The sequence below is a fragment of the Streptomyces tubercidicus genome (assembly GCF_027497495.1).
In the GTDB taxonomy this organism is placed as follows: Bacteria; Actinomycetota; Actinomycetes; order Streptomycetales; family Streptomycetaceae; genus Streptomyces; species Streptomyces tubercidicus.
Genome location: NZ_CP114205.1, coordinates 6321085 through 6334184 on the forward strand (window position 1 = coordinate 6321085; position 13100 = coordinate 6334184).

Consider the following 13100-nt stretch of genomic DNA (forward strand, 5'->3'; position numbering starts at 1 on the left):
ATTCTGGCCGGTCAAGACGCTTGACGGGGGGTGTGAATCGGCTTGCGGCGGGCCGGGGCCCCGCCCTCACCCCGGCCGTACGAGGTCCGCCCTCACCCCGGCCGTACGAACCCGCACTCGTACGCGGCGATCACCGCCTGGGTCCGGTCCCGTACCCCGAGCTTGGCCAGGACCCCCGCCACATGTGTCTTGACCGTGGCCGGGCCCACCCCCAGCCGGTCCGCGATCTCGGCGTTCGTCATCCCGGCGGTCATCAGCCGCAGCACCGCCCGCTCCCGCTCCGACAGCCGGGCCCGCAGCAGCCGCGCCGCGTCGTCCGCGGCCCGCTCCCCGGCGTGCCGGGCGGCCAACTGCCGTACCGCGGCCGGGAACAGCAGCGAGTCGCTGCGTGCCACCAGCCGTACGGCCTGTACCAGGTCCTCCGCCCCGGACCGCTTGAGCAGGAACCCGCTGGCACCGGCCCGCAGCGCGTCGTACACATAGGCGTCGTTCTCGAAGGTCGTCACCACGATGATGCGCGGCGGCCGGTCCATCCCGGCGAGCACCTGCTCGGTCGCCCGGATCCCGTCGATCTCCGGCATCCGGACGTCCATCAGCACGATGTCCGGGCGCAGTTCACGGATCAGCGGCACCGCCTCGGCGCCGGTCGACGCCTCGCCGACGACCTCCATATCGCCCTCGGCGCCCAGGATCGCGCGCAGCGCCGAGCGCACCATCTGTTCGTCGTCGGCGAGGACGATACGGAGGGGGCGGGGCCGGTCGCGGTCGCTGAGGATGTCGCCGTTGCCGCCGCAGACATGCTCGTTGCCGTTGCCGTTGCCGTCGTCGACGCAGACGCCGCCGTTGCCGTTCCCGTTGGCGCCTCCGCTGCCGTTCCTCTTGCCGCCGTCGCCCATCGTCCCCCCGTCGCCCCCAGCCCTGGCCATCTCCCCGCCCCCTGTCTCCCGTCCCCCGGCGTTTGTCTCGGCCCCCCTACGCCTGCACATCCCCGCGCCCACCGCGCTCCCTCCCCGCCAGCGGCAGCCGCGCCGTCAGCCGCCATACGCCGTCCCGCGCCCCGGCCGCCGCCTCGCCGCCCAGCAGCCGGGCGCGTTCGGCGATCCCCAGTAGCCCGCGGCCCCCGCCCGTACGGGGCGCCGGGACCGATGAGCCGGGCGCCGGGCCGGCCACCGGGCCGCTCACCGGGTTCTCCATCCGCAGGGTCAACTCCCGCTCGGTGCGGTGCAGATGCAGCGTCACCGGCACCGGCCCGGCGTGCCGCAACGCATTGCTCAGGCCCTCCTGCACGATCCGGTACGCCTCCCGCGAGACCATCGATGGCAGCCCCGTACACCGTCCCTGCGTCGTCGTCTCGACCCGGACGCCCGCCGCGCGGCTCCGTTCGAGCAGCGCCTCCAGCCCGTCCAGAGTGGGCGCGGGCACCGCCGGATCGCCGCCGTCCTCCTCGCGCAACAGGCCGAGTACGGTGTCCAGTTCGGCGACCGCGTCACGGGTGGTGTCCTCAATGGCGGCCAGCGCCTGCCGGGCGAACTCCGGGTCCGTGTCGAGGACCCGGCGGGCCGCGCTCGCCTGCAGGGTGGCCGCGCTCAGCGCATGCCCCACCGCATCGTGCAGTTCGCGGGCCAGCCGGTTGCGGGAGGCCAGATCGGCGGCCCGGCGCTCGGCGGCGGCCAGTCGGTCGGCGGGTGTGGGCCCCAGCAATACGGGAGCGACGCGGCCCACCAGCGTCCCCATGGCCCAGGACGTACCGGCCACCAGGGCCAGCAGAGCCAGCCCCGTGAGCGGGCCCAGTACGCCGTGGAAGGCGTCCGGCCATCCCGGCGTGACGCGCCGCAGGGAGGCGGAGAACGGCAGCAAGGTCAGCGCCATCGCGGCGGGTGGCGCGGCCAGCGTCATCCCGCTGACGATCCCACCGGCCAGCAGATGCGTCACGAACCACAGCGCGGTACGCCGCCGGGCCGCCCAGGAAACCGCCGGCCCCTCGGCCAGCCGCTCCGCGGGCACCCCGCACAGCGACCGTACGGCCGCCACTTCCAGTGGACGCAGCAGAGGGGAGAGCAGCGCCACCAAGGCGGCCGGCGGCAGCGCGCAGGCGAAGCTGACCAAGTGATAGGCCGGTTGGCGCAGCAGTTCGGGGCCGGGCGCGAGCACCGGCAGGACGAAGACCGTGGCCAGCAGGAAGAACGGCATCAACAGCGCGCCGCCCAGGACCAGATGGACCCAGCGCCGGCCGGTAAGCCGTATCCGGCCCGTCAGCCGCCGCCCCGTAAGCCGTACGCGATCCCCCGTAGCCCGTATCCGGCCCGTCAGCCGCACCGGACGGCCTCGCGTACGGCGAAGAAACGGGCCCCGGCCCGCGCCGCCATCGTCCCGACGCTCATCCGCCCAGCGTAATTGCGGTCTCCAACCGGTATGGCCGGCTTGGCCTCGGCTACCGGTCCGGGTGCTGCTCATGGTGTCCAGCCTTCCGGCGGCCGCCCCGGAGCGCCTCGGCCGCGCCGACGATCCGCCTCCGTCATACGGGGGAGGAGCGCTCAAGGTGATCGACGCGCTCAACGGCCGGCGTGCCTAACGCACTCAACCGGCCAACGTGCCCCACGCACCGAACCGTTCAACATGCTCACCGCTCACCAGCAGGCCCGCCTCACAGCCGCCGGCCAGCCAGGGTCAGCCGTTCCCGGGCCTCGAAGAGAGCCTCCTTGATCATCTGCTCATGCCCCGCCGTCAGCCGGGCCACCGGCACCGAGCAGCTGATCGCGTCCCGTGCCGGGGTGCGGTACGGGATGGCGACGCCGAAGCAGCGCAGGCCCAGGGTGTGCTCCTCGCGGTCGACCGCATAGCCCTGTTCGCGCACCGTACGCAGCTCCTCGATCAGCTGCTCGCGGTCGGTGTGGGTGTGCTCGGTCAGCGGGGCGAGGGTCGGCGGCAGCATCGCCCGGACCTGCTCGTCCGTGTATGTGGCGAGCAGCGCCTTGCCCAGCGAGGTGGCGTGCGCCGGCAGACGTCGGCCGACGCGGGCGAAAGGGCGCAGATGGTGCGGTGACTGACGAGTCGCGAGATACACGACATCGGTGCCGTCGAGCCGGGCGAGGTGGATGGTCTCTGTGGTGTCGTCGGAGAGGCGGTCCAGGGTCGGCCGGGCCGCGGCCACCACCTCGTCGCCGTCGATGTACGAGGTGCCGACCAGCAGCGCCCGCACGCCGATGCCGTAGCGGGTGCCGGTCGCGTCGGTCTCGACCCAGCCCAGGTCGACGAGGGTGCGCAGCAGCATGTAGAGGCTGGACTTCGGGTAGCCGATCGCTTCCTGGACCGAGGCCAGACTGTGCATACCGGGACGACCTGCGAAGTATTCGAGCAACTCGACCGTCCGCACCGCGGATTTGACCTGCGCTCCACCGGTATCGGCAGCTGGCATCGCCCTTGACCCCCCTGTTCGGCCCGCCATACAGTCCCAGTTGTTCATCATCTCGGACAACGTTCACCATATCGAACGTCATCCGGCGTGCGGCAAGGCGCGGAACGACTCGGCAGCATCGCCCGGGAGGAATGCACGGTGGCAGCGACAGCAGCGGCACCAGTCTGGAGTGTCGACCCCCGAACCGGGAAGCAGCGGGAACAGGTCGCGGTGGAGGCCACCGCCGACGAGGTGGACACGGCGGTCCGCACGGCACACGCCGCCCGTGGCGCACTGGCCGACCGCACCGTACGTGCCGCGCTGCTGCACCGCGCCGCCGATCTGCTGGACGAGGCGGGCGAGGCGGTCATCGAGGCCGCCGACGCCGAGACCGCGCTCGGCCCCGGCCGGCTCACCGGCGAACTCGCCCGCACCACCTACCAGTTGCGGGCCTTCGCGGACCTGGTGCGGGAGGGCGCGTTCCTCGACGTGCTGATCGACCACGCCGACCCCGGACTCACCCCGCCGCGGCCCGACCTGCGCCGCTACAAGATCCCGCTGGGCCCCGTCGCGGTCTACTCCGCCAGTAACTTCCCGCTCGCCTTCTCGGTACCCGGCGGCGACACCGCCAGCGCCCTCGCGGCCGGCTGCCCGGTCGTCGTCAAGGCGCACCCGGACCATCCGGCCACCTCCGAGCTGTGTGCCGCGCTGCTGCACCGCGCCGCCAGAGAGGTGGGGCTGCCGGAGGGCGTGGTCAACCTGGTGCACGGCTTCCAGGCCGGCATCGACCTGGTGCGCCACCCGCTGATCAGCGCGGCCGGCTTCACCGGCTCGGTACGCGGCGGCCGCGCCCTGTACGACGCGGCCGCGTCCCGCCCGCACCCGATCCCCTTCCACGGCGAGCTGGGCAGCCTCAACCCCGTCGTGATCACCGAGGCCGCGGCCGCCGAGCGCGCCGAGCAGATCGGCGCCGGGCTGGCCGGGGCGATGACCCTCGGCGTCGGCCAGTTCTGCGTCAAGCCGGGCCTGGTCCTGGCACCCGGCGGTGAGGCCGGCGAGCGGCTGCTGAAGGCGCTGACCGCGGCGGTCAGCGACACCGAGGCCGGGGTGCTGCTCGACCACCGGATGCGGGACGCGTTCCTCGACGGGGTGCGCACCCGCGCCGCGCTCCCCGGTGTCCACGCGCCGGTCACCCCCGGCGCGGGCGGCGAACACACCGTCAGCGCCGGTTTCCTCGCCGTCCCCGCCGCCCACCTGGCCGCCGAAGGGCCGCACGACCTCCTCCTGGAGGAGTGCTTCGGCCCGGTCACCGTCGTCGCCCACTACACCGACGAGGCCGAGATCGGCGCCGTCCTCGCCCGGCTCCCCGGCAACCTCTCCGCGACCCTGCAACTCGGCGACGCGGAGAGCGACGGCACCGATGACACCGGCCGCGGCGCCCGGCTGCTGGCCGAGGTCACCCCGCTCGCCGGCCGGGTCGTCGTCAACGGCTGGCCCACCGGCGTCGCGGTCACCCCCGCCCAGCACCACGGCGGCCCCTACCCGGCCACCACCTCCACCTCCACCTCCGTCGGCGCCACCGCCGTCGAACGCTGGCTGCGCCCGGTCGCCTACCAGAACACCCCACCGGCACTGCTGCCCCCCGAACTGCGCGAGGACAACCCGCTCGGCCTGCCGCGCCGGGTCGACGGCAGGGCCGAGGGCCGGTAGGCACGTAGGCCGTTCCGTTCGGCGGCGAGGGGGAGAGCGTCCGCGTCCGGCCTTCGCCTCGCGCCTGAGCCACGGTCGCTCTCCCGCGACGGACTGCCCGGATCCGGGCGCGGTCAGCGTGCTCGCGGGCGGTCCGGCGCGTGCCAGAACTCGGTGAGCACCCGGGCACCACGGCCGGGGTCCTGGGTCATCCACCAGTGGCCGAGCCCGTCGAGCGTCACGGTCCGGGCGCCGGCGCGCTGTGCCGCGCGGCACCGCTGTGCCAGGGTCCCGACCATGCGGTCCTCGGTGGCGAGCAGGGCGAGGCCCGGCCGCTGCGCCGCGCGTTCGAGGTTCCGGCCCAGCTCGGCCATCACCGGTTGGGCGGCGGAGCGGTAGAGCGCGTGCGCGGCCCGCCCCATCGCCTCGTCCTGGCCCTCCGCGACCCGCCTGGCCACCGGCTCGCTCATGCCGAGCCCGACGAGCTTCGAGACCCGCGCCGCGAGGTCCGCACCGAACGGGATGGCCGGGTCCGGTACCGCGCTCTCCGGCTTCTGCTGCCGCTGCGCGAACGCGTGCCATACGTAGTCCGGGTCGAACAGGCCGATCACATCGCTGACCCAGCTGCGCACGAGGTCCGGGCGGGCCATCACCGCATTGAGGGTGTGCGCGCCGCCCCAGTCGTGCCCGACCAGGTCGACGGGCTCGGTGAACCGCTCCAATTCGCCGATGAGCCAGTCCCGGTAGTCACCGACGGCCGCGCCGAACCCCCTCGGCACAGGTGCCCCGAAGCCGGGCGGCGACAGGCAGATCGGGCCGGGGCGAGCGGGAGCGATGCGTTCGAGCTCGGCGAGCAGCGGGTCCCAGACCGCCGCCGTCTCGGGGTGGCCGTGGACGAAAACCGTGGGCATGGCGGGAACTCCGTTCCGATGAGTCGTTCGCCACAGGAGCGAACTGACCAGATGGCTATTCTGGTCAGTGAGTCTACTCTCGGCGTCATGAACAAGAACATGAACAAGAACACAGCCCCGCGACAGCGGGCTCTCGTAGTGGGACTCGGCGTGAGCGGAATCGCCTCAGCGCTGCGGCTGCACAAGGCGGGCTGGGACGTCGTCGTCCTGGAGAAGGCCGCCGAGCGCCGCAGCGGCGGGTACTTCATCGGCCTCTTCGGCACCGGGATCGCCGCGGCCGAGCGCCTGGGTATCGAGCTGCCGGACCGCCTCTCGGCGGACATCGCGACCTACAACGTCGACCGCGCGGACCGGCGGCGGCGTGCCATGAACTTCACCGACGCGGTCCCCGGCCGGGCACGCCTGGTCGTGCGCGGCGACATCGAGGACGGCGCCTTCCACGCCCTGCCCGAGGACGTGGAGATCCGGTACTCGTCGGTTCCGGTCGCGCTGCGCCAGGACGACGACGGCGTGGAGGTCGATGTCGAGGACCGGGCCGCGGCGACGGCGACCACCGAGCGGTTCGACCTCGTGGTCGGGGCCGACGGCCTGCGCTCGACGGTGCGCCGGCTGGCCTTCGGGCCCGATGAGGGCCGCATCCACCGCCTCGGCTACATGATCGCGGCGTGCAGCCTGCCCGGCCCGGCCCCCGGCTACCGGCTCAAGGAAGGCATCATCATGGCCGAGCAGGGCCGGTCGGCATGGGTTTTCCCGTTCGCCGACCGGGCGCCGACGGTGCTGTTCAACTACCGGACCGACGACGTGGACGCCGAGTTCACCCGGCCCGCCATCGACTCGCTGCGGGCGAGGTTCGGACCGGAGCCCACGGGTGGGACGCTCGGCTGGCTGCTCGACCGGTTCGAGCAGGCGCCCGACCACCTCTTCGACAGCGCCGAGCAGGTGCGGCTGGACCGGTGGCACCAGGACAGGGTGGTGCTCGTCGGCGACGCGGCGTGGTGCCTGACGCTCTACTCCGGGATGGGGGCCTCCACCGGCCTGGCCGGGGCCGACATGCTGGGCACGATGCTGGAGCGGTACCCCGGAGAGGTGCCGCGGGCGCTGCGGGCCTGGGAAGCGAAGCTCCGCCCGTTCATCGAGTACCACCAGGGCACCGGCATGGCCATGCGCAGGCTCTTCGTCCCGGCCGACCCCACCGAATACCGGATCCGGTCCGTCATGAACCGCGTGATGGCCACGAGGCCCGGCAGGGAGTTCCTCTCGAAGCGGCGGCACCGCAGCGAGTCCTCCCGGATGAAGACGATCGACATCGCCCTGGCGTGACCCGGCGCGGGGGCCTGCCGCTCAGCCGGCTCACCTCTGTGGACTCCCGTGCCATCATGGTCACGAAGAGCGAACGGGAGGAAGCACGACGGTGAGCCGGCTGATCGAACACGACTCCGCCAAGGCGGCAAGGATCCTCGACAGCGCGCGCGATCTGGTCGTCGAACACGGTGTCCGCAAGGTGACCATCGCCGAGATCGCCGCGGCCGCGGGCGTGGGCAAGGGCACCGTCTACCTGTACTGGGAGACCAAGGAAGACCTGTTCGTGGGGCTGGCCGCGCGCGAGGTGCTGGGCTGGATCGACACCGTCACCACCCGGATCGGCCAGGACCCGCACACCGTCCTGCCCCGGCACCTCGCCCCGCTGCTGATCCGCACGACACACGGCAACCCGTGGCTGCGGTGGCTCCGGAGCGACGACAGCGCCCTGCGCCAGCTGCTCCACCGCCCCGCCGACCAAGAGCGCTTCGCCGACGCCTCCCCGAGCGCGATGGGCAACGCGGTCATCACGATCCTGCGCGACCACGGGATCGTGCGCGACGATCTCCCGCTGGCCCGGCAGATGTACGCCCTGCACGCCGTGCTGGTCGGGTTCGGCAACGTCATGGCCCACCCCGCAGGCGCAGGCCCGCTCAACGTCGACGATCCCGAAACCGCCCTCGCCGACACCGTCCACCTGCTGCTCGAAAAGCCTCGCGACCCCGCCGCGCGCGTGGTCGCCCAGGCCGCGGAGGCGGTGCGGGCCCGGTTCACCGAGATCCACGACAGTCTCCTGGAACTGGTTGCGGCGGGCGCTGCCGGAACCAGGTGACGAGCGCGGGGCCGGCCCGCCGCATCCCCTGCGGCCTGCGCCGACCCGGAAGGCCCGCGGCCGGAAACGGCACGCGTCATGGACGGGCCGACGCTCACCGGCCACAGTGGGGGCATGCATCGACGTGAGCCACTCGGTGGGGCCGAATTCGCGCCCGAGACGACATACCTGAACTCTGCCTCCAGCGGACTCCTCCCGGCACGCAGCGCGGTCGCCCTGCGCGCGGCCCTCGACGAATCCGCTTCCTACGGCACCATGGGCCGCGACTACTTCGGCGCCGCCGCGGCGTCGCGGGAGGCCTTCGCCCGGCTGCTGGGCGTGCCCGCCGAGCGGGTCGCCGTCGGCAGCTCGGTCGCGGTGCAGTCCGCGTTCGTGGCCTCCGCGCTCCCGGCGGGCGCCGAAGTGCTGGCGCCCGAGGGCGACTTCAGCTCGCTGCTCAATCCGCTCGCCGCCCACCCGGGCATCAAGCTGCGCACGGTACCGCTGGAGGCGCTCGCCGACGCGGTGCGGCCCGGGACCGCGCTGGTCGCGTTCAGCGCCGTGCAGTCACTGGACGGCCGGATCGCCGATATGGCGGCGGTCCGTGAGGCCGCGCGGGCCCATGGGGCGCGCACCTACCTCGACATCACCCAGGCCGCCGGCTGGCTGCCGCTGCGCGCCGACGGCTTCGACTTCGTCGTCGCGGGGGCGTTCAAGTGGCTGCTGTGCCCGCGCGGGGTGACGTTCATGGCGTTCGGCGGGGAGTACGGGCGGGGCGAGGAGTGGCCGGCCGCGCCGTATGCGGGATGGGTCGCGGGGGAGGACATCGGGGCGTCCAACTACGGGTTGGTCCGGCCCGCTGCCACCGCACGGCGCTTCGACGAACCGCATGCCCACTACTCCTACGTGGGTGCCGAGCAGTCCCTCGGCCTTCTCAACGAGCTGGGTGTGGAGACCGTCCACGGCCATAACACCGCGCTCGCCGAGTACTACCGCGCGGGGCTGGCCGAGCGCGGTCTGACACCGCGGGCCGCGCCCGGTTCGGCGATCGTCTCCACCCCGGGGATCGCGGACGCGGAGCACCGGCTGGCCGAGGCGGGCGTGCGGATCTCGGTGCGCGGCGGGCTGCTCCGCGCGGCCTTCCACCTCTACAACTCGACGGATGATGTGGACCGGTTGCTGGCTCTGGTGGGGTAGGGCGACCCGCACCGGCCGTACGCACCCGCCCCCACCAACAACGGCGCGGCCGCCGCACAGACTCGCTGTGCGGCGGCCGCGCCACCGGTGCGAACGTCCCCTAACGCACCGGAGTGAAGTCCCGGGCCCCGATGTACTCGGGGCGCCGGATGGGTGCCGCGAACGGCTCCACCGCTTCGTTCTCCACGCTGTTGAAGACGATGAAGACATTGCTGCGCGGGTAGGGCGTGATGTTGTCACCCGAGCCGTGCATGGCGTTGCAGTCGAACCACGTCGCCGAACCGGCCTGACCGGTGAAGAGACGGATGCCGTGCTTGTCCGCCATCTTCGTCAGCACCTCGTCCGACGGGATGCCCGCGTCCTGCATCTGCAGCGACCGCTTGTAGTTGTCCTTCGGCGTCGCACCCTCGCAGCCCACGAAGTGCTGGTGCGAGCCGGGCATGATCATCAAGCCGCCGTTGGTGGTGTAGTTCTCCGTCAGCGCGATCGAGACCGACACGGTGCGCATATTCGGCAGACCGTCCTCGGCGTGCCAGGTCTCGAAGTCCGAGTGCCAGTAGAAGCCGGAGGCACCGAAACCCGGCTTCACATTGATCCGCGACTGGTGGACATAGACGTCCGAACCGAGGATCTGACGGGCACGGCCGACCACACGCGGGTCGGAGACCAGCTTGGCGAACACCTCGCTGATCTTGTGCACCTCGAACACGGTCCGTACGTCCTGTGACTTCGGCTCGACGATGGAGCGCGGGTCGGCGCGCATCGTCGGGTCGAGGACGAGACGGTCCAGTTCGGCGCGGTACACCGCGACTTCTTCCGCCGTGAGCAGTTCCCCGATGGCGAAAAAGCCGTCACGTTCGAAGTCGCTCAGCTCGGACGGCTCGAAGGGGCCGGCCGTTCCGGGCTGCGACCACACCACCGGGTCCTTCCGCGGGGTGATGACCTCAGCGGTCCCACGGGTCGGGTACAGGTCGGCGGTGCGCTCGGGTGCGGTGGTCATGGTGTTGCCTTCCTCTCCTCTCGTACGGAATCTGGCTTACGTGCGCGTACGTGCCTTCCTCAGCGCTGCCGGACGGGGCAGGCGGGGTGGCGCCTCAGACCGTCTCGGGCTCAGACTCCGGTTCGGTGAGAAGCGGGTAGACCCCGTTCTCGTCGTGGTCCTCGCGGCCGGTGACGGGCGGGTTGAAGACGCAGACGCAGCGGAAGTCTTCCTTGATCCGCATGGTGTGCTTCTCGTGCCCGTCGAGCAGGTACATCGTGCCCGGCGTGATGGTGTATTTCTCGCCGGTCTCGTCGTTCGTGAGCTCGGCCTCACCCTCTACGCAGAGTACGGCCTCGATGTGGTTCGCGTACCACATCGACGTCTCGGTCCCGGCGTACAGCGTGGTCTCGTGCAGCGAGAAGCCGACGCGCTCCTTGGCGAGCACGATGCGCTTGCTCTCCCAGGTGCCGGACTTGGCCTTGACGTGGCGGTCGGTGCCTTCGATGTCCTTGAAGGATCGGACGATCACGGTGACTCGGTGCCTTTCTGTGGAACGGTAAGGGGCTCTGGAGTGGTCAGACGCAGTCGCGGACCGCGCGGGCGAGGATCCGAAGGCCCTCGTCCAGCTCCTCGGGGGTGGTCGTCAGCGCGGGCAGCAGCTTGACGACCTCGCTCTCCGGGCCGGAGGTCTCGATCAGCAGACCCAGCTCGAAGGCGCGCTTGGCAATCTTGTCGGCGACGGGCTTGTCGTTGAGCTCCATGCCCCACACCAGACCGCGGCCGCGGTACTCGGCGATGGCGTCCGGGTGCTCCTCGGCAATGGCCTTGAGGTGTGCTTCGACGATCTCACCGCGGGCGAGAGTCTGCTTCTCCATCTGGCCGTCGGCCCAGTAGGTGTCCAGCGTCGCGGCGGCGGTGACGAACGCCGGGTTGTTGCCACGGAAGGTGCCGTTGTGCTCGCCCGGCTCCCAGATGTCCAGCTCAGGCTTGAACAGGGTGAGCGCGAGCGGCAGGCCGTAGCCGCTGATGGACTTCGAGACGGTGACGATGTCCGGCACGATGCCCGCCTCCTCGAAGGAGAAGAAGGCACCCGTACGGCCGCAGCCCATCTGGATGTCGTCGACGATGAGCAGCATGTCCCAGCGCTCGCACAGGTCGGCGAGGGCGCGCAGCCACTCGGGACGGGCGACGTTGATGCCGCCCTCGCCCTGGACCGTCTCGACGATCACGGCGGCGGGGGTGTTCAGGCCGGAGCCCTGGTCCTCCAGCAGCCGCTCGAACCACAGGAAGTCCGGGTAGGTGCCGTCGAGGTAGTTGTCGAACGGCATCGGGGTGCCGTGCACCAGCGGGATACCGGCACCGGCCCGCTTCATGGAGTTACCGGTGACGGCGAGCGCGCCCAGCGACATGCCGTGGAAGGCGTTGGTGAAGGACACGATCGACTCGCGGCCCTTGACCTTACGGGCCAGCTTCAGCGCGGCCTCGACGGAGTTGGCGCCCGTCGGGCCCGGGAACATGACCTTGTAGGGCAGGTCACGGGGCCGCAGGATGATGTTCTGGAACGACTCCAGGAAGGCCCGCTTGGCCGTGGTGGACATGTCCAGGCCGTGGGTGACGCCGTCCCGCTCGATGTAGTCGATCAGGGCGCGTTTGAGGACGGGGTTGTTGTGGCCGTAGTTGAGCGACCCGGCCCCGGCGAAGAAGTCGAGGTAGGTGTGGCCGTCCTCGTCGGTCATGCGGCTGCCCTGTGCACGGTCGAAGACGGTGGGCCAGCTACGGCAGTAGCTGCGGACCTCCGACTCCACGGTCTCGAAGACGCTCAGATCGGGCTGGGTGATGGTCACAGCATGCTCCTGGGAGATGAGTGGCGAAAGGTGAGGAAGTCTGTTGGGGGCTGGGCGGTACCGGCGGTGTCACGGGGTGTGGTGCCGGGTCCCGCACGGCCGCTGCGGCGTCGTCGCCGCGCGGTCCTGGGTGGCGTCAGTGCCCCGGGCGGGCCGGTGGCTCGAACGGGCCGATGAGGTGCAGCACCTCCGGCTCGTGGCCCTGCTCCGGGAACAGCCCTGCGTCAAAGAGCACCTCGCTCCTGAGCGGCACTGAGTGCCGCTCGGCGAAGGACGCGAACAACCGGTTGGATGCGGTGTTGTCGGGGGTGACGGTGGTCTCGACGAAACGTACGCCCAGCTCGTCCCTGGCGCGGGCGGTGAGCCCGTCCAGGAGTGCGGCCGCCAGTCCCTGCCCACGGTGCGCGTCGTCGACGGCGACCTGCCAGACGACGAGGGTCTCCGGGCGCTCCGGGCGGAGATATCCGGTGATGAAGGCGGCCGGTTCACCCTTCGCGTCGCGGGCGACGACAGAGGTTGCGGCGAAGTCGCGACACCACAGGAGGTAGCTGTACGAGGAGTTGAGATCCAGCGTCTTCGAGTCGCGGGCGATGCGCCAGATCGCGGCTCCGTCCTCCACGCGTGGGGTGTCGAGCTTGAAGCCCTCCGGAAATTCTCTGATATCGCTTCGGGCACCGGCATGGTCTGCTTGTGCGGCGGTCATGGGAATTAAATTTACCCAGGGAAAAAGGAAATTGCATCGCGGGCAGGGGTTACGGAACCGGCGAAGATGTGTTATCGCGCGGGGGCGCCCGTACGCGCGATGCCACCGCGAGATGCCCCGATTTGACCGGGATGTTCGGGGCAAAACGGACACGTTGTGTAGTCGGTCACAGCTCCGTAACGCCTATGAGATCCGCTCGAATTATGGGACTTGGCACTAGCGAAACCTTGGCGTTTGAGCTGCGGAAAAGCGGGCAGAAGAATACGGGAA

At 71.3% G+C, this 13100-nt stretch carries 12 protein-coding genes; 4 read left to right on the forward strand and 8 right to left on the reverse strand.

The window, feature by feature from the left end; all coding sequences use genetic code 11:
• Positions 1 to 92: 92 nt before the first annotated feature.
• The 3 genes from STRTU_RS27550 to STRTU_RS27560 form a co-directional block, all read right to left on the reverse strand.
• Positions 93 to 926 carry a response regulator transcription factor gene (locus tag STRTU_RS27550; protein WP_371873685.1) on the reverse strand — a complete coding sequence of 278 codons (834 nt, stop codon included), beginning with the start codon at positions 924 to 926 and terminating at the stop codon, positions 93 to 95.
• Positions 927 to 972: 46 nt separating this feature from the next.
• Positions 973 to 2190: a sensor histidine kinase gene (locus STRTU_RS27555; protein WP_159749613.1), complete on the reverse strand. Its 1218-nt coding sequence runs from the start codon at positions 2188 to 2190 to the stop codon at positions 973 to 975.
• A gap of 454 nt (positions 2191 to 2644) precedes the next feature.
• The gene (locus tag STRTU_RS27560) at positions 2645 to 3415 is read right to left on the reverse strand and encodes an IclR family transcriptional regulator (RefSeq protein WP_159747334.1); all 771 of its coding nucleotides are present in this window, start codon (positions 3413 to 3415) and stop codon (positions 2645 to 2647) included.
• 138 nt (positions 3416 to 3553) lie between these two features.
• Here STRTU_RS27560 and STRTU_RS27565 point away from each other — a divergent pair, with 138 nt between their 5' ends.
• Positions 3554 to 5104 carry an aldehyde dehydrogenase (NADP(+)) gene (locus STRTU_RS27565; protein WP_159747335.1) on the forward strand — a complete coding sequence of 517 codons (1551 nt, stop codon included), beginning with the start codon at positions 3554 to 3556 and terminating at the stop codon, positions 5102 to 5104.
• Positions 5105 to 5217: 113 nt separating this feature from the next.
• Here the strand turns inward: STRTU_RS27565 and STRTU_RS27570 are convergent, their stop codons facing one another.
• On the reverse strand, positions 5218 to 5994 hold the full coding sequence (locus STRTU_RS27570; RefSeq protein ID WP_159747336.1) for an alpha/beta fold hydrolase: 777 nt from the start codon (positions 5992 to 5994) through the stop codon (positions 5218 to 5220).
• Between the two features lie 87 nt (positions 5995 to 6081).
• Here STRTU_RS27570 and STRTU_RS27575 point away from each other — a divergent pair, with 87 nt between their 5' ends.
• From STRTU_RS27575 to STRTU_RS27585, 3 genes are all read left to right on the forward strand, one after another.
• A complete protein-coding gene (locus STRTU_RS27575; RefSeq protein WP_246241477.1) occupies positions 6082 to 7314 on the forward strand; it encodes an FAD-dependent monooxygenase in 1233 nt (410 codons plus the stop codon).
• Between the two features lie 91 nt (positions 7315 to 7405).
• On the forward strand, positions 7406 to 8125 hold the full coding sequence (locus STRTU_RS27580) for a TetR/AcrR family transcriptional regulator (protein ID WP_159747337.1): 720 nt from the start codon (positions 7406 to 7408) through the stop codon (positions 8123 to 8125).
• Between the two features lie 114 nt (positions 8126 to 8239).
• Positions 8240 to 9301: an aminotransferase class V-fold PLP-dependent enzyme gene (locus tag STRTU_RS27585; RefSeq protein ID WP_159747338.1), complete on the forward strand. Its 1062-nt coding sequence runs from the start codon at positions 8240 to 8242 to the stop codon at positions 9299 to 9301.
• A 100-nt stretch (positions 9302 to 9401) separates the two neighbouring features.
• Here STRTU_RS27585 and thpD read toward each other — a convergent pair whose 3' ends face one another.
• From thpD to ectA, 4 genes are all read right to left on the reverse strand, one after another.
• Complete coding sequence (gene thpD, locus STRTU_RS27590) at positions 9402 to 10301, reverse strand: ectoine hydroxylase (protein WP_159747339.1); 900 nt, start codon at positions 10299 to 10301, stop codon at positions 9402 to 9404.
• 94 nt (positions 10302 to 10395) lie between these two features.
• Positions 10396 to 10812 carry an ectoine synthase gene (locus STRTU_RS27595; RefSeq protein ID WP_018091828.1) on the reverse strand — a complete coding sequence of 139 codons (417 nt, stop codon included), beginning with the start codon at positions 10810 to 10812 and terminating at the stop codon, positions 10396 to 10398.
• A 46-nt stretch (positions 10813 to 10858) separates the two neighbouring features.
• Positions 10859 to 12127, reverse strand: coding sequence for a diaminobutyrate--2-oxoglutarate transaminase (gene ectB / locus STRTU_RS27600; protein ID WP_088797091.1), 1269 nt, complete (start codon positions 12125 to 12127; stop codon positions 10859 to 10861).
• A 136-nt stretch (positions 12128 to 12263) separates the two neighbouring features.
• A complete protein-coding gene (gene ectA / locus STRTU_RS27605) occupies positions 12264 to 12830 on the reverse strand; it encodes a diaminobutyrate acetyltransferase (protein ID WP_159747340.1) in 567 nt (188 codons plus the stop codon).
• Positions 12831 to 13100 lie beyond the last annotated feature (270 nt).

Excerpts from the sequence above, each read along its gene's own strand:
- STRTU_RS27550 (WP_371873685.1), bottom strand. The coding sequence starts at position 926 with ATGGCCAGGGCTGGGGGCGACGGGGGGACGATGGGCGACGGCGGCAAG.
- STRTU_RS27555 (WP_159749613.1), bottom strand. The coding sequence starts at position 2,190 with ATGCCGTTCTTCCTGCTGGCCACGGTCTTCGTCCTGCCGGTGCTCGCG.
- STRTU_RS27560 (WP_159747334.1), bottom strand. The coding sequence starts at position 3,415 with ATGCCAGCTGCCGATACCGGTGGAGCGCAGGTCAAATCCGCGGTGCGG.
- STRTU_RS27570 (WP_159747336.1), bottom strand. The coding sequence starts at position 5,994 with ATGCCCACGGTTTTCGTCCACGGCCACCCCGAGACGGCGGCGGTCTGG.
- STRTU_RS27575 (WP_246241477.1), top strand. The coding sequence starts at position 6,082 with ATGAACAAGAACATGAACAAGAACACAGCCCCGCGACAGCGGGCTCTC.
- STRTU_RS27585 (WP_159747338.1), top strand. The coding sequence starts at position 8,240 with ATGCATCGACGTGAGCCACTCGGTGGGGCCGAATTCGCGCCCGAGACG.
- thpD (WP_159747339.1), bottom strand. The coding sequence starts at position 10,301 with ATGACCACCGCACCCGAGCGCACCGCCGACCTGTACCCGACCCGTGGG.
- ectA (WP_159747340.1), bottom strand. The coding sequence starts at position 12,830 with ATGACCGCCGCACAAGCAGACCATGCCGGTGCCCGAAGCGATATCAGA.